General features: G+C 40.7%; 11 protein-coding genes. 7 read left to right on the forward strand and 4 right to left on the reverse strand.

Annotated elements, in window-relative coordinates; genetic code table 11:
- Positions 1–147: 147 nt before the first annotated feature.
- Positions 148–4,014 (forward strand): TIM-barrel domain-containing protein, encoded by a 3,867-nt coding sequence (locus B2W36_RS15125; protein WP_293888501.1) that lies wholly within the window; start codon positions 148–150, stop codon positions 4,012–4,014.
- A 71-nt stretch (positions 4,015–4,085) separates the two neighbouring features.
- Here the strand turns inward: B2W36_RS15125 and B2W36_RS15130 are convergent, their stop codons facing one another.
- Together B2W36_RS15130 and B2W36_RS15135 are read right to left on the reverse strand one after the other, a co-directional pair.
- Positions 4,086–4,964, reverse strand: a complete 879-nt coding sequence (locus B2W36_RS15130; protein ID WP_293883006.1) for a pirin family protein — start codon at positions 4,962–4,964, stop codon at positions 4,086–4,088.
- A 125-nt stretch (positions 4,965–5,089) separates the two neighbouring features.
- Entirely contained in the window at positions 5,090–5,404 is a 315-nt protein-coding gene (locus B2W36_RS15135; protein WP_209577832.1) for a hypothetical protein, read from the reverse strand.
- A gap of 234 nt (positions 5,405–5,638) precedes the next feature.
- Here B2W36_RS15135 and B2W36_RS15140 point away from each other — a divergent pair, with 234 nt between their 5' ends.
- Positions 5,639–6,358, forward strand: coding sequence for an outer membrane beta-barrel protein (locus B2W36_RS15140; protein ID WP_293883003.1), 720 nt, complete (start codon positions 5,639–5,641; stop codon positions 6,356–6,358).
- A gap of 68 nt (positions 6,359–6,426) precedes the next feature.
- On the opposite strand, the gene B2W36_RS15145 is transcribed toward B2W36_RS15140, so the two are convergent.
- Together B2W36_RS15145 and B2W36_RS15150 are read right to left on the reverse strand one after the other, a co-directional pair.
- Positions 6,427–7,515 (reverse strand): DUF6688 domain-containing protein, encoded by a 1,089-nt coding sequence (locus B2W36_RS15145; RefSeq protein WP_293883001.1) that lies wholly within the window; start codon positions 7,513–7,515, stop codon positions 6,427–6,429.
- A 140-nt stretch (positions 7,516–7,655) separates the two neighbouring features.
- Complete coding sequence (locus tag B2W36_RS15150) at positions 7,656–8,474, reverse strand: hypothetical protein (RefSeq protein ID WP_293888503.1); 819 nt, start codon at positions 8,472–8,474, stop codon at positions 7,656–7,658.
- 198 nt (positions 8,475–8,672) lie between these two features.
- Here B2W36_RS15150 and B2W36_RS15155 point away from each other — a divergent pair, with 198 nt between their 5' ends.
- The 5 genes from B2W36_RS15155 (at position 8,673) to B2W36_RS15175 (ending at position 16,219) form a co-directional block, all read left to right on the forward strand.
- Positions 8,673–9,206 carry a hypothetical protein gene (locus B2W36_RS15155; RefSeq protein ID WP_209577835.1) on the forward strand — a complete coding sequence of 178 codons (534 nt, stop codon included), beginning with the start codon at positions 8,673–8,675 and terminating at the stop codon, positions 9,204–9,206.
- Between the two features lie 3 nt (positions 9,207–9,209).
- Complete coding sequence (locus B2W36_RS15160; RefSeq protein ID WP_293888505.1) at positions 9,210–9,731, forward strand: STM3941 family protein; 522 nt, start codon at positions 9,210–9,212, stop codon at positions 9,729–9,731.
- A gap of 40 nt (positions 9,732–9,771) precedes the next feature.
- Positions 9,772–11,526: a DUF885 domain-containing protein gene (locus B2W36_RS15165; RefSeq protein ID WP_293888506.1), complete on the forward strand. Its 1,755-nt coding sequence runs from the start codon at positions 9,772–9,774 to the stop codon at positions 11,524–11,526.
- A 171-nt stretch (positions 11,527–11,697) separates the two neighbouring features.
- Complete coding sequence (locus B2W36_RS15170) at positions 11,698–12,582, forward strand: ABC transporter ATP-binding protein (RefSeq protein WP_293882988.1); 885 nt, start codon at positions 11,698–11,700, stop codon at positions 12,580–12,582.
- Positions 12,575–16,219: a M1 family aminopeptidase gene (locus tag B2W36_RS15175; RefSeq protein ID WP_293888508.1), complete on the forward strand. Its 3,645-nt coding sequence runs from the start codon at positions 12,575–12,577 to the stop codon at positions 16,217–16,219. Before B2W36_RS15170 ends, B2W36_RS15175 begins: the two co-directional genes overlap by 8 nt.
- Positions 16,220–16,252: the final 33 nt, after the last annotated feature.

Below are 16,252 nucleotides of genomic sequence, written 5' to 3' on the forward strand. Positions count from 1 at the left end.
CAGTCAAGGGCTTCTTTCGTTTGTCAACATTTCCTCCTTCTCGCAACATTATTATTGGACAATCGTTTGCATTTCATAATCGCTTTTTTACTTCGATTTACTATTGTATTATTGTTAAGTTAATTTAATGCATTATAAATCATACGCATGAAGATATCTTTTTGGCGCGCAAAAGCACAGGTCAGTTTACTAATAGGATTGGCTTCACCTTTTATTTTTCAATCCAATAGGCTTGAAGCCCGAACGAATACAATCCATTATTTGAGTACAGATCGCGCTGATCCTACGGCTAAGATTAGCACCGTTCAAAAAATTAACCCAACGACAGTAGAGATTGTATACGATAATAATCAACGGTTGACTTTAGATTTCTATGGCGATCATATTTTTAGAATGTTCCAAGATATTCATGGGGGTATTATCCGTGATCCTGAAGCAAAACCCGCCGCAAAAATTCTCGTAGAGCAGCCCCGCAAAACTGTCACTGGACTGGAGGTCAAGGATGAAGGAAATAAGGTAAGCATCTCCACCAAAGATATCCTTTTTTCAATGGATAAGCAGACTTCACAGTTTAGTATCCTCAATCGTAAAAACAATAGGGTAGTCGTTGAAAGCTTAAAGCCAATCAATTTTGATCAGCATCAAGTCAGTCTCGAATTGAAAGAACAGGCAGACGAATATTTCTTTGGAGGTGGTGTACAGAATGGACGCTTTTCTCATAAGGGGAACACAATCGCCATTGAAAACCAGAATAGCTGGACAGATGGTGGTGTAGCTTCCCCAACGCCTTTTTACTGGTCTACAAAAGGTTATGGCTTGATGTGGCATACGTTCAAAAAGGGAAATTATACATTTGGAGCCAAAACAAAAGGCACGGTAAAATTAACACATGATACCGACTATTTAGATGTCTTTTTTATGGTGAATGATGGCGCTAAATCTTTGCTGAATGATTTCTATCAATTGACGGGTAAGCCGATCCTTCTACCGAAATTTGGATTATATGAAGGCCATCTTAACGCCTATAATCGCGATTTCTGGAAGGAAGATGAGCAAGGGATTTTATTTGAAGATGGCAAGCGTTATAAAGAAAGCCAAAAGGACAACGGCGGAATCAAAGAATCCCTGAACGGGGAGAAAAACAATTATCAATTTTCAGCACGCGCCGTGATCGACCGCTATAAGGTACATGATATGCCTTTGGGTTGGATCCTTCCGAATGACGGTTATGGTGCTGGTTATGGACAAACGGAAACCTTAGATGGAAATATCGGTAATTTGAAGGAATTTGGCGATTATGCACGTAAAAATGGTGTCGAAATCGGTTTATGGACACAGTCAGATCTCCATCCCAAAGATAGTATAAGTGCATTACTGCAACGGGATATCGTAAAAGAAGTGCGGGATGCGGGTGTCAGGGTTCTAAAAACGGATGTTGCCTGGGTTGGCCCCGGATATTCTTTTGGCCTCAATGGAGTCGCTGACGTCGGGCATACCATGCCTTATTATGGAAACAATGCGCGTCCATTTATTATTTCATTGGATGGCTGGGCAGGCACACAACGCTATGCTACTATCTGGTCGGGTGACCAAACGGGCGGTGTATGGGAGTACATTCGATTCCATATACCTACTTACATCGGGTCTGGGCTTTCAGGCCAGCCTAATATTACCTCCGATATGGACGGAATCTTTGGTGGGAAAAATTTTAAAGTTAATATTCGTGATTTCCAGTGGAAAACCTGGACGCCGATGGAACTGAATATGGATGGTTGGGGTTCAAATGAGAAATACCCACATGCTTTAGGTGAGCCCGCTACGTCGATCAACCGTTTGTATCTCAAATTAAAGTCACAATTGGTTCCCTATAGTTATAGCGTCGCCAGACAAGCTATCGATGGACTGCCCATCATTCGTGCCATATTTTTGGAGCAGGCAAACAGCTTTACGCTCGGCAAAGCTACTCAATATCAATACTTATATGGTCCTAGTTTTCTTGTAGCACCAATTTATCAGGAAACTCATGTTGATGATAACGGAAATGATATCCGCAATGGTATCTACCTGCCAGATGGTGAATGGATAGACTATTTTACCGGTGAGAAGTATGCAGGTGGGCGTATCATCAATAATTTTGACGCTCCCATTTGGAAACTGCCCGTTTTTGTTAAAAATGGTGCTATTATTCCGGTAACCCATCCGAACAATAACGTGCAGGAAATCAAAACAGATCAACGTATCTATGAGGTTTATCCCTACGGAAATTCCAGCTTTGTTGAATATGACGACGACGGAAAGACTGAAGCATATCGTTATGGAAAGGGTGTTCAAACAACACTAACGTCTCACCTTGCAGGCAATAGCGTGTTATTTACAATTGCGCCAACGGAGGGTGAATTTGATGGCTTTGAAATGATGAAGTCTACCGAAATTCGTTTTAACGTCAGTAAAGCACCCAAGGCGTTGAAAGTAAAGATCAATGGAAAAAATATAAAACTCAAAGAAGTAAACAGTTTAGATGTATTTAATTCTTCTGAAAATGTCTATTTCTACGATCCACATCCAAATTTGAACCAGTTTGCAACCCAGGGATCTGAATTCGAGAAAATACCATTGGTTAAAAATCCGATGTTGTTGGTACGACTAGCCAAACAGGATGTCTCATCAACTGCAGTTGAAGTCAAATTGGAAGGCTATACGTATGCACCTGCCGACAGGTATCTAACCCAAACAGGTGCTTTAGAATCGCCTAAGGCTGTAATCACCGATCAGAATACGCAAGCGTATACCTTAAATCCAACTTGGGGAAAGGTTGTGAATGCTGATTATTATGAAATTGAATGCAATGACTTGATCTATTCGACCATCCAGGACACGCAACTGCTTTTTGATGGACTAGCAGCTCAAACGGATTATCAGTTTAAAATCAGGGCAGTCAATAAATCTGGATTTTCAGATTGGAGTACATTTTCGGCAAAAACAAAAGCTAACCCCTTGGAGTTTGCTATTGATGGCATCAAAGCAGAGACGTCTGTTGATAACCAAGGTGGGAACGGTATCCATAAATTGTTCAATTACGATGAGGGAGATATGTGGCATACGAAATGGGGGCAGACAGCAGTTCCTTTTGATATGACCTTAGATTTAAAATCTGTCAATCAATTGGATAAGTTTGAGTATCTTCCAAGGACTGACGGCGGGAATGGTATAATTTTGAAAGGAAAAGTTTTCTATAGCAATGACAAGGTGACCTGGACTGAAGCAGGCAGCTTTGACTGGAAACGTGATGGCGAAATGAAACGTTTTGCGTTTGGATCACATCCGGTCGCACGATTTATCAAACTTTCAATTTCTGAAGCTGTGGGTGGATTTGGTTCTGGCAGAGAATTGTATGTGTTTAAAGTGCCAGGATCATCAAGCTACCTACCGGGTGATATCAATAATGACCGATTGATCGACCACAATGATTTAACATCTTATATTAATTATATGGGCTTGCGCTTTGGAGATGGAGATTTCGAGGGGTATGTTAGCAACGGTGATGTCAATAAAAATAAACTGATTGATGCTTATGATATTTCCAACGTTGCTGTCGTCATCGAAGGGGGGGCAAAGCCTGCCAAAGGGGAGAAAGTCGCTGGTAAACTGAAATTGGTTCCATCAAAAACGAGTTTAAAGTTAGGCGAAATAGTTGAAATCAGTGTACGTGGAGAACAGCTCAACGCAGTCAATGCACTTAGTTTTGCCCTCCCTTATAATCAGGGAGATTTTGAATATGTCGGTATCGAGCCTTTGCATCTAAAAGAGATGAACAATTATACGAACGATCGTCTCCATACCAACGGCAGTAAGGTGTTGTATCCTACTTTTGTAAATCTAGGCAACAAAGAGGTCTTAAATGGATCGGAGGTTTTATTTAAGATTAGATTAAAAGCGAGGCGCAATATCATCTTCAACCTCCAGGCGAAGGATGGTGTTTTGGTGGATAAAAAGCTAAATGCTGTCACTTTCTAAAAGCCAACAAATGAACGAAGCTGGGCGCCTATGAAGCTCCCAGTTTTGTTCATTGCTATCTGCTCCCTGCGTTAGTCCAATACCATACTGATATCCATCAACAGGATTTCGGTATCCGGCGAGGTTACTTTCATGTTGATTTCTGATACATCCCATATTCCAAAACCATCTCTGGTTTCTAATGCCTGCCCTTCAACGCTAACGCTGCCTTTTATCACAAAAATATAGACACCATTACCGGCCTGTTTGACGTGGTATTTTACTTGAACGTCCTGGTCAAAATGGCCCATCGAAAACCAGGCATTCTGATGAATCCATACCCCTTGATCGTCTGGATCTGGCGAGAGAATCTGTTGAAATTTATTCTGTCTTTGCATACCATCCAAGGTAATTTGATCGTATCGCGGACTCACATTCCGTTGATTAGGGTATATCCAAATCTGTAGAAATTTGACTGCCTGATCGGTGTTTTTATTATACTCGCTGTGTATGATGCCAGTGCCTGCACTCATAACCTGAATATCTCCCTTTCGTATAATCGCTTTATTGCCCATGCTGTCCTCATGTTCCAGGTCGCCTTCCAATGGGATGCTGATAATTTCCATATTATCGTGGGGATGTTTACCGAAACCTCTTCCCGCAGCGACTGTATCGTCATTGAGTACCCTCAATACACCAAAATGCATGCGTTCAGGATTGTGATAATTGGCGAAACTAAACGTATGATTGCTTTGTAACCAGCCATGATCCGCATGCCCGCGAGTAGTTGCTTTATGGAGGACACTGTGGTTTTCCAATTTGTCTGATGGATAGTTTGTATCTTCCACATTCAAAGTTTCAAGGGGGCTTATCTCGTCGATATCATTTTTCAAGATATCAGCTGAAGATTCTTTCGATGTAAATATTCCGGAACCTAAAAGTCCCTTTTTTATAAAGTTCTGTTTGTTCATGATCATTTTATTTAGTATCCAAAATTAGCCTTTTAGTAGCCGATCGCCATTGATCTAGTTCAATAAAGAAACATTTTAGCGGTTTCCAGTTGTATCGTTCTCATATTGCGCTGCTCAAAGTTGCATTAACCTGGCAGTAAGTCTGGAAACAGCGTATAAATTTCATTTTTCAAAATCCCGCTGCCGCCACCATAATGGGTAATCAGGCCGATGGAATAAGGGAGTTGCGAAAGATAATCCGTTATTTCTTGTTCTTCCTGCAGCGAGAGCCCCGAGCTTAATAATAATACATCTACAGGATGATTAATTAGCTGCTTTTTACAACTATCCAACTCTTGCAGTAATGTTGCGTTCCACATAGGAGTGCTCTCAATGATTCTTTTTAGCGTAAGCAAAATTTCTTCATTTTTGCCAAATAGGAGAAATGTTAAGGTCTTCATAATGAACAAAAGTAAACATGAACTGATTCATTTCCATTGATGTAGTTTAATAAATACAGCGATATACTCTCTGCATGTTTTCATCATGAAGGGGCGCCGTTGAACGATTTGGATCAATACGCAATATGTCAACAGAAAAAGAAAGGGGTGAAATAAGTACAATCACATAAAATTTCTTACTTTTAGTAATCGGATGTATATAATTTTTTAGCGATTTTAATTATTATTTAGTTTATGATGAAGAGACTTTTACTTGTCGGGCTTTTTGCCGGTGTAACTCATTTTATAGCTTTTTCGCAAACGCACGAACTACGTGTGGGGGTTACTTCTGGGGTATCCAACTTTACGGGAGAAGGGAGTGAGGCCAAGAGCACGTTGATTGGATCCACGCAGCAGGACTTTTATACCAGTAATCCCTATGGAAAAAAATATGGAATAAACATAGGTGGGGCTTTAGACTACCGTTATATTTTTGCCAACAATTTGATATTAGGTCTAGAAGGCGCCTACGAAAGATTGCAGACAAAGATTGATTTGGAGGGAAGCGAATTTATGAATGGAAGCCGTGGTCAAACCCAACTTAATCAACAGTTTATCAATTTTAATCCGTTTGTCGGTTATCGCGTCTTTTTTGAACCCATGACGATGGATATTCAGCTGGGGATGGATATTGCCAAAGTATTGAGCATCAAGGAAAAAGGTAGTATTGAGGATAAACAGGGAAATAAAACAACATTTGATCGTGACAGAGGTAAAGTAATTGATATGGATCTGCGGCCACGTTTACAATTTAACGTAAATTATGACCGCTATACCGTGTTTGCCGGTTATTCATGGGGATTGAAGGATTATACCGGACAGATGCTGGGTAGCGACCTTGGTGCGGCACGACTAAATGTATTCCGATTGGGCCTACAATATCAGTTACTAAGACCGATATTTAAAAATGAATAAAGCTTACTCCCACGTTTGCTTTCGATTATAGGTCATTTTCGTAAATAACAGATCGGGGCGCGAAGATATTAGTTGTATTGTTTGGCAATTTTCTTCTCGGGTTCGATATAAAGCATATATAAGAAAAATAGAAATATATATTCTAAGGGTTTCATTAAAATATAAGTCATATTTGATGCACCGGTTGAATTGATTTTGATGGAGATGTTGAAACCATATTTATCATAGCAATACCGCACAAACCGGTGTATCGAAGGTGATAGATCACTCAAAATTTCTTCAAACGCATTGGCAATCTGAAGCTGTCTATTGACGATAATGGTATTGCCGTGCCTTTTGCCTAATCTCAACGGTTTTACAAGGGCAGGATTACCTTTCGCGGCGACTGTGCATAAATAATGTCCTTTATGATCCAAAATGGGAGGATGCATTTTTTGTGAAAATGCCCAAGTAGTTGTCTCCGTGAAAACTTTCGCCATGGAATCGTGATCCTGCCCCAATAAGATGAGGATGAGGGTCAGTATCAGAAAGACCGGAACAAGTAATACAATAGCCCATAAGGGATAATTCAGCTTGGAAGAAAGTAAGGTATTGATCTTGTTGAGGGTGGGATTGGTGTAAGTTCTGTTCATGGCGTAACCCTTTTCTTCTACGATGACTCTACGGATTAATCCGACACCGATAATTAAGCTGCAAATTGGTGTAAAAATAAAGTATAAAGTTCCTTCATTGCCAACATACATATCCAGTGTGGATGTATCGTGGTGACTGACCTGAATAAGTACAAATACACTCATTACGCTGCCTATCAATAACATCACCAGCATCATAACGAGAGGTATGGGTGGAATTCTTCGCCCTTTTATCCAGATGGTAGCTGCTGAAATATTGAATGCAACGAAATAGATAAACAGCGATAAGATGTGTTTGCCGCCGAAGGGAATATAGCAGTCTCCATCCACAGGGTCCACGGGTTGGTTATATTGGCTCGAATGGAATACAAAACCAATCCCCGCAAGCAGCAGCGCTAAAAGGTAAGCAGTGACAACGGTATATTCAACAAAGGATACATCCCGCTGTTGTTTTTTCACGAGCGCGCGCAGCAGATATAAAATTCCGAAAAGCGTGATTATAATGAAAAGAAGAATTAAAATCATAATAGAATGAGCAGTTATAATGCGAAGAAGAATATAGTCAAATCAGTGTGCTGGATTCAGATTCGACGTGATACACGTATATGCCAGAAATCATCATAAGTGTTGAAAACAGTGTTATTATTGAGCGCAAAATAGCTGGTTTAATCTTTTCCAAATAACCTGTTCCAGAAATTTCTTTTTTTACTGTTTGGAAAGTTTTCGGTCGTTTCAGGCTTCTCCGGCTGCACATGTATCGTATCAGTCTTGACATTTGGCAAAGCCTCATTTTCAGGAAGTCCGCTGCGTTGTGCTATATCCTGAATCTGTTTTAAAGCTGTAGCCTGATATAAGAGTAGACCTGCTTTGTCACAGTTAAACAGGTTGGAGTAACTTTTCGATTCATTCAGGTCAAAAGGTTGTGGTTCTACGACTTCGGTTGCTTCCAAAACGCCGAGATTTCGCTCCTTGGCATATTGCAATGCATCGAGAAAAATTGAAATCCGGTTCTCTGAAAAAAGTGTATCTAATTCAGCCCTGATGGCTGGGTTATGATGATAGTCTATCCATAATTGAGCGGTTTTCTCTGCTGGAATAAAGACACCCGAGCAATAGTTTTCAACAAGCCTATTTTCGATCGTATTGGTTAGGAATTCTGGTTGTATAAATTCTTCCCATCTTTTGTAATAGACAGACAAATGTTCATTTTGGGAGAAGGACAAAGCTCCGCCGCGAACATAAAAGTACTTTTCGAAAAAACCTTGTACCACCGCTATAAAAAAACCGTGGGTCTTGTCAAAATAATCATTTTTTCCGGTTTCACGGCCCGCATTTAAAGTGTCTTGGTACTTGGTTTTATAGAAGTCTTCGAGCTGATGAAATGTGGATATTTCCTCAAGCTTTTCGGGATTTTGGAGTAAATCAAAATACCACGTTTCTATTTGTTTTTCTGAGATCGGGTGGTAACTAATATCATAGCCCATAATGACTTTTTTTAATCTCTTGTATGTTAATTGCTAAGGTATTAAAAATTAACATTTTGTACAATACTTATCGTTCATATCTCTTCTTTTATCATTGAAAAGGGGCAACTGGTTGAAAGTGTATGCGACAGTCAGAGGACTACATATTTTGCCTGTTTCATAATTATTAATTATTTTGGGAACAAACAATATGTATATATGAAGCAGTTACTAGTTATTATTCTTATGTTGTCGAGCATGTTTTTTACGGCTTGTCAATCTCCCAGTCCGGATAAGTTTTTCGGAAAAGTTGTTTTAAATACCAATCTTATTGCGGATTTTGCGCCTGAGCGCTACGGCAAAAGCCTCGAGCAGGAGACTGTGGAATTTGCGGACATGCCTTCCAGTAAGAAAGTGGGCGATGAAGCTCAAAAGTCAGTTGAGATTAAGATTCAGGTTGTCGAAAAGGCTTTAAAGGATATCAAAGAGCTGAATGTTTCCGATGCGGAAGCGAAAGCATTGAAAGAACAGTCTATTGCATTATTCGAGAAAGTCCTGCCCGTTTATAAAAATGAATATACGGCCTATGCAAAGTTATGTGATCGTAAAGGTTCGGCTGAAGAAAAGCAGGCTTTACTCCAAAAGATTGAGAAGAATGACATGCCCGAAATCAATAGTGCTTTCGACAATGTATATACCTTAGGGAAAGCTTACGCAGAAAAGCACAACCTAAACGTGAATTGGGGAAACTAACTGATGAATGAAACACATCTTTACAGAAATAAGCGAAAAACAACACAAATGCTGCTAATTTCAGCAGCATTTTGTTTGCTACTCTTAATCATATTACTTTATAGTATTGGATTGTTTGATGGAGTTTTTAAAGCTAAGCCCACGATCTTTTCTGCAGGAGTATTGTTGGTACTTCTCATCTTGTTGATTGTAAACTTGCTGAGTCTTCGGGATAAATCAGCCCAGATTGTTCTTAGTGAAAAATATTTTTTCGGAAAAACTACGCCATTGGCAAAAGCTTTTGGTCAAGGGAATTGGCAAGATGTAAAGTCTATTGATTTAGAGAAAGTGGGTGGGGATACCATGATCATTGTTACCCTAAAAAATTCAGGTATGTATAAAGATAGACTACCATCACTACTATGGAAGATGGCCTATCAGGAATCTGCTCAGGAATTAAATATCATGTATTCGGCGTCAACCATTGATCTGAAGCCTTCAGAACTGCATCAACTGTTTTTATCTTATTGGGACAAGCAAAAGTAATGGCTCGTTTTTTTTTGTTAATTTTAGCCAAATTACTCCAATGAAACTTAAAATATATACCCTTGCTATCGCTGGACTGGGGCTGATGGCTTCCTGTGGATCAGGAGCTCATAACAGTCAAACTGTTGCTGATACCGCTACGAATGAAAATTTTAAATCGTATGAAGACCGTTTTATTCTGCAGCTTTGGAAAGAAAATCCAGAATGGGCTACCCAAGTTGGTTTTCATCAGTATGATTCTCTATTAACCATACCAGATGCGAATGCCAGAAAGCGACGGCTAGAATTTTCAAAGAACCAGTTGGACAGCCTAAAAAGCTTTGATTTGAGTTCTTTGAATTTATCGCAACAGACAGATTATCATTTGATTAAAAATTATCTTGAATCAAATATTTGGTCGATAGAGCAAGAGCGTGCCTATGAATGGAACCCGTCGTCTTACAACGTTGGAGGGACAATCGCTTTTATGCTCGCAGAGCGTTATGCACCGTTATCGACGCGGCTTAAAGCCATTCAACAGCGTTTAATAAAAATTCCGGCCTATTATGAGGCTGCAAAGAAACAGCTTAAAAATCCAGCTCAGGTATTGACCGATTTGGCCATTCAACAGAATTTGGGCGGATTATCTGTTTTTGAAAGCGACTTACTGGATTCACTGAAAAAATCAGATCTATCAATTGCGGAAAAAGAAGCCATTGGGAAGGCATCCCAGCAAGCTGTTGCGGCGATAAACGGGTATGTACAGTTTTTAAAAGTGACGCCTAATCCGTCGCCACGGAGTTTTAGATTGGGAAAAGCGCTTTACGACAAAAAATTCGATTTTGATATACAGTCTGGATCCACTGCCGAACAGGTTTATCAGGCTGCGCTTGCAAGGAAAACTTATTTGCATGGCGAAATGTATAAAATCAGCAAGGAACTTTGGCCAAAGTATTTTGGGAAATCAGCTGTGCCTGCAGATAGTTTGGCTGTCATCCGAAAAATGATCGATACCCTTTCGGTAAATCATGTCAAAGCAGAAGACTTTCAGTCGGCTATCGAAGCGCAGATACCTAAATTGGTCGCTTTTGTCAAACAGAAAGATTTACTATATATCGACGAGAGTAAACCGCTCGTGGTGCGCAAAGAGCCCGCCTATATGGCTGGTGTCGCGGGCGCATCAATCAGTGCGCCGGGGCCATATGATAAAGGAGGTAACACTTATTATAATGTCGGTAGTCTAAGTGGCTGGACGAAAGAGGCTAAGGAGAGTTATCTGAGAGAATATAACCATTACATCCTGCAGATACTCAATATCCACGAAGCTATTCCGGGGCATTACACCCAATTGGTGTATGCCAACCAATCGCCAAGTCTCATCAAGAGTATTTTAGGAAATGGTGCTATGATTGAAGGTTGGGCAGTGTATACCGAGCAGATGATGCTGGAAAACGGTTACGGTGACAATGCGCCCGAAATGTGGTTGATGTGGTATAAATGGCATCTGCGTGCAGTTTGCAATGCCATATTGGACTACAGCGTACATGTGAAGAATATGAGCGAGAAAGACGCTATGCATCTGTTGGTGGATGAAGCCTTCCAACAACAGGCCGAAGCAGCGGGTAAATGGAAACGTGTGTCGGTAAGCAGTGTTCAGCTGACTTCTTATTATACTGGGTATAAAGAAATCTATGAACTTCGAGAGGCTGTTAAGCAAAAAGAAGGGAAACAGTTTAATTTGAAAAAGTTCCATGAGACGTTCCTGAGTTTTGGAAATTCGCCAGTGAAGTATATCCGCGAGATGATGCTAAAATAGCCATCGCGACCAATGACTGAGCCACTCCCCCGGAGTGGCTCAGTTGTTTACAGGCAGGGTGGGTGTGGGTATTTTGGTCTTTCCTTTTCGTTTGTTTTTAACTTTTACTATATTCATGTAACATATCATTGTTTTGGTATACTAACCTACTATTAACAGTTAAAATTAATTATGAATTTATCCATAGAAACCCTTAGTAAGACCTATTCGAATGGGGTCAAAGCGTTAGACAATGTAGACTTGGAAATCAGACCCGGAATGTTTGGTTTGCTGGGCCCGAATGGTGCGGGTAAGTCTTCTTTAATGCGGACGATCGCTACGCTTCAGAAACCCGACAGTGGCCGTATCACTTTCGGCGATATCGATGTGTTGAAAAATCAGCTGGATTTGAGGAAAGTTTTGGGTTACCTGCCTCAGGAATTTGGTGTTTATCCCAACCTCTCCGCTTCCGATCTGCTGCAATACTTTGCGAAACTTAAAGGAATCAAATCCAAAGCGGACCGCAATGCTATTATCAATCGCGTTCTTGAAGTGACCAATCTTTGGGACGTGCGCAATAAAAGTGTAAGCGGTTACTCGGGGGGCATGAAACAACGTTTTGGTATTGCACAGTTGTTGCTGAATGATCCAAAATTAATTATCGTTGATGAGCCAACCGCGGGACTTGACCCAGCGGAAAGACATCGCTTTTTGAATGTCCTACGGGAAATAGGTACAGATCATACGGTTATTTTTTCTACCCATATTGTCGATGATGTACGGGAATTATGTCATGAGTTAGCTATTCTAAATGGTGGTAAGATCCTTTTGAGAGGTACTCCGAAAGAATCGATCGACCAATTGGAGGGCAAGATCTGGGTGCGTATCATCAGTAGAGATCAATTGGACGAGTATACTCAGAAGTTTAACGTCATTTCGACCAATTACAATCAGGACAATACGCTCAACATTCGGGTGCACAGTGATGAGCGTCCGGATGAGTCATTTGTGAATGCCCAAGGTCAATTGGAGGATGTCTATTTTGTTGCGCTAAAAAATGATCAACGCCATGTTTAAAGCTATCTTTAATTTTGAATTTACGCGCTGGTTTAAAAGTTCGGCCGTCTATATCTACATGGCGCTGTTCTTTGCACTCTCGCTGTTTATCATGCTTTCATCGCTGGGCATCTTTGACGGTGTAACGGCGACCACTTCATCCAACACCATCCGAAACTCACCTTGGGCAATTAATGGTATGGTCAATGGGATGTCAACAATTATTTATTTTTTGATTCCTTCCATTGTTGGAGCCTGTGTCTATCGTGATTTTCAGTATCAGGTGCATACGATACTGTTCAGTTACCCCTTTTCAAAAACGGATTACCTGTTGGGCAAATTCTTTGGGTCGGTAGCCGTGGTATTGGTTATTGTATTGGCGTCAACCCTTGGTATTGTTGTGGCACAATTTGTACCCGGCATCAATCAATCTTTGTTGGGGCCGATTGATATTTGGGCTTATCTACAGACTTATATCGTACAGGTTATTCCCAATCTGGTTATTTTTAGTGCCATTATCTTCGTACTCGTAACATTGACAAGAAACGTATACGTTGGTTTTGTTGCCGTGCTGATCCTTATTATTCTTCAGGTGCTTGTTCAAAGTCTGGCAAACAACATGGACAATCGTTTTGTCGGTGCATTGATCGATCCGTTTGGCGATAGTGCCATCTCGTATTATACTCAGTACTGGTCGCCAGATGAGAAGAATGTCAACAATCTGCCTTTTACCGGAGCAGTTATTTATAACCGCCTCATTTGGCTCGCTGTAGCAGCATTATTCATTGGTGGGTTTTACATGTTATTTTCATTTTCGCAACATTCGATTTCCTTTAAATCGTCAAAAAAAGGAGCTTGGTTGACAAAGAATAACTTTGACAGTATCTTCCGGATCAATTTGCCTAAGGTCAGCTATGATTTTTCGACATTTCATTATTTGAAAACGACATGGACAATGGCGCGATATGACTATCGCTATATCGTCAAAAATCCGGTGTTTTTAATATTGACTTTAGTAGGGGTTTTGTTCATTATCTTGATGGCAAGCACCATTGGCTCGATATTTGGAACGTCGACTTATCCCGTTACCTGGAAAATGCTGATGATCCCGGGGAGTACGTTTAAGTTTTTCCTGCTGATCCTGACTTTTCTTTTTATGGGGCTTTTAGTCCACCGTGGAACCATTACGCGGATGGCGGGACTACTGGACACCACAGCAGCTCCCAACTGGGCTTTTATGGGATCTAAAATTATTGCTGTCCTGCTGATGCAGTTGACCCTGTTGGGCGTCGTGATCTTAACCTGTATGGCTTTTCAGGTTTACCATCGTTATTACAATTTTGAAATCAAACAATATGTGCTGCATTTGATGGTCTATGGTATGCTGTCCAATGTGGTATGGCTTTTTATTTCATTGTTTGTCCATACGGTTTTCAAAAACTACCTGGCTGGATTTTTTGTACTGCTGACCTTATTTATTGGATTGCCATTTTTGTCTATGGTCGGAGTTGAACAGGAAATCTATCAGTTTAATCAGGGGCCAGATCTTGACTACTCCGATATGGACGGGTTTGGTTATGTACTTCCCTTTTTAACGTATCGGATCTATTGGCTGCTCTTCGCGGTTGTTTTTGCTACGCTCGCACTATTATTGTGGCGGAGAGGTAGTTTTTCGGGCTTTAGGGAGCGTTGGGCTATTCTTAGGGCCAACTGGAGCCCGACGGCAGGTGCGATAGTGGTGATCGCTTTCTTAGGTTTTGTTGGTATCGGCAGTGCAATATACTACGAAAACCACGTCAAAAACCCCTATTATACAAGTTTGGATCATGAAAAACAGTCCGTCGAATGGGAAAAGAAATATAAGAAATATCAATATCGCCCGCAGCCACGCGTCGTGGATATTAAGTTTAATCTCGATATTTTTCCGGATACGCGTAGTTTTAAAGCAACAGCAGCGTATGTACTGAAAAATAAGACCAATATCGCTATCGATTCTATTTTTGTCAATTATAATGATTACGATTATCAATTTTCTTTCAATGTGCCAAATAAGCTGCTTTCTGCCGACGATATATATAATTTTAATATTTATAAGCTCGATAAGCCCATGGCTCCGGGAGATTCCATTGTGTTGAAATTTAGTACGGAAAGTCCAGCCAATACCTGGATAAATGAAAAGTCACCAGTGAAAGGAAATGGTACTTTTATCAATAATATGCTTTTTCCGAATATAGGCTATCTGGACCGGGGCGAGCTGGTGGATAATGATGTGCGCAAGAAGTATGGTCTACCGTTTCGAAATCGGATGGCCCCGCAGAGTGATCGAAGAGCACTGCAAGATAATTATATCTCCAACGATGCGGATTGGATCCGTTTCGAAGCTACCGTAAGCACCGCTAAAGATCAGTTGGCTATTGCCCCGGGATATCTGACGAAGGAATGGGAAAAAGATGGCCGCAAGTATTATCAGTATAAAATGGATTCAGAGATCCTCAACTTTTTTGCTTTTAATTCGGCGCAGTATGAAGTCAAAAAAGACGAGTGGAATGGTGTTAACCTCGAAATTTACTACCACAAAGGGCATATCTACAACCTCGATCGTATGATGGCTTCTAGTAAAGCCTCTCTGGCTTACTATACGAAAGAATATAGTGCCTATCCACATCGGCAATTGCGTATTATTGAATTTCCGCGTACCGCTGGAACGTTTGCGCAGTCTTTTGCCAATACCATTCCTTTTTCTGAGGCAATCGGTTTTATTGCCGATGTTGATGAGAAGAAGGATGATGCAGTTGATTATCCTTATGCAGTAACAGCACATGAGATAGCCCATCAATGGTGGGCCCATCAGGTGGTAGGGGCTAATGTGCAAGGCGCGACCTTATTGTCCGAAAGTATGTCTGAATATTCATCGCTCAAGGTTTTGGAAAAAAGATATGGCAAAGGGCAGATGCGTAAGTTTCTTAAAGATGCACTCGACGGCTATTTGCAGGGGCGAAGTGCCGAAAAACTAGGCGAGAAGCCATTGATGTACAATGAAAATCAAATGTACATCCATTACCAAAAAGGGTCTTTGGTGCTTTATGCGTTGAGCGATTACCTGGGAGAGGATGTTTTTAATCGTACTGCGCGAGCTTATTTGCAACGCACAGCTTTCCAAAATCCGCCATACACAACCTCAACCGAGTTTGTGGATAGCTTTAGGCAGGTAACTCCAGACTCACTGCGTTACCTGATCAAGGATATGTTTGAAACGATTACTTTGTATAACAATAAAGTTGACAAAGTGAGCGCCAAGAAACTTAAAAATGGCAAATATCAGGTTGATATTCAGTTTGAAGTTTCTAAATATCGCGTGGATGGCAATGGGAAAAAGAGCTATATCGACGCAGGGGGGCAGGCGCTGTCATTTAAAAAATCAGATCGGCTGACAATAAAGTCTTTGCCTCTTGCAGATTATATTGAAGTTGGTATTTTCTCCAGTAAAAAAGGTAAAGGTGGAAACAACCGGCAGGAACTTTATCTCAAAAAGCATAGAATTGATCGGATCAATAATACCCTGACGCTAGTTGTTGATCAAAAGCCCGAACAGGTAGGCATAGATCCTTACAATAAACTGATTGATATTGAATCCGATGACAACAGGAAAGAGCTATAGAAAAGGTTGTCAAATAGAAAAGGATATGAAAAT

This window comes from Sphingobacterium sp. UBA3549 (genome assembly GCF_002376635.1).
Classification (GTDB): Bacteria; Bacteroidota; Bacteroidia; order Sphingobacteriales; family Sphingobacteriaceae; genus Sphingobacterium.

Excerpts from the sequence above, each read along its gene's own strand:
- B2W36_RS15125 (WP_293888501.1), top strand. The coding sequence starts at position 148 with ATGAAGATATCTTTTTGGCGCGCAAAAGCACAGGTCAGTTTACTAATA.
- B2W36_RS15130 (WP_293883006.1), bottom strand. The coding sequence starts at position 4,964 with ATGAACAAACAGAACTTTATAAAAAAGGGACTTTTAGGTTCCGGAATA.
- B2W36_RS15135 (WP_209577832.1), bottom strand. The coding sequence starts at position 5,404 with ATGAAGACCTTAACATTTCTCCTATTTGGCAAAAATGAAGAAATTTTG.
- B2W36_RS15140 (WP_293883003.1), top strand. The coding sequence starts at position 5,639 with ATGATGAAGAGACTTTTACTTGTCGGGCTTTTTGCCGGTGTAACTCAT.
- B2W36_RS15145 (WP_293883001.1), bottom strand. The coding sequence starts at position 7,515 with ATGATTTTAATTCTTCTTTTCATTATAATCACGCTTTTCGGAATTTTA.
- B2W36_RS15150 (WP_293888503.1), bottom strand. The coding sequence starts at position 8,474 with ATGGGCTATGATATTAGTTACCACCCGATCTCAGAAAAACAAATAGAA.
- B2W36_RS15155 (WP_209577835.1), top strand. The coding sequence starts at position 8,673 with ATGAAGCAGTTACTAGTTATTATTCTTATGTTGTCGAGCATGTTTTTT.
- B2W36_RS15160 (WP_293888505.1), top strand. The coding sequence starts at position 9,210 with ATGAATGAAACACATCTTTACAGAAATAAGCGAAAAACAACACAAATG.
- B2W36_RS15165 (WP_293888506.1), top strand. The coding sequence starts at position 9,772 with ATGAAACTTAAAATATATACCCTTGCTATCGCTGGACTGGGGCTGATG.
- B2W36_RS15170 (WP_293882988.1), top strand. The coding sequence starts at position 11,698 with ATGAATTTATCCATAGAAACCCTTAGTAAGACCTATTCGAATGGGGTC.
- B2W36_RS15175 (WP_293888508.1), top strand. The coding sequence starts at position 12,575 with ATGTTTAAAGCTATCTTTAATTTTGAATTTACGCGCTGGTTTAAAAGT.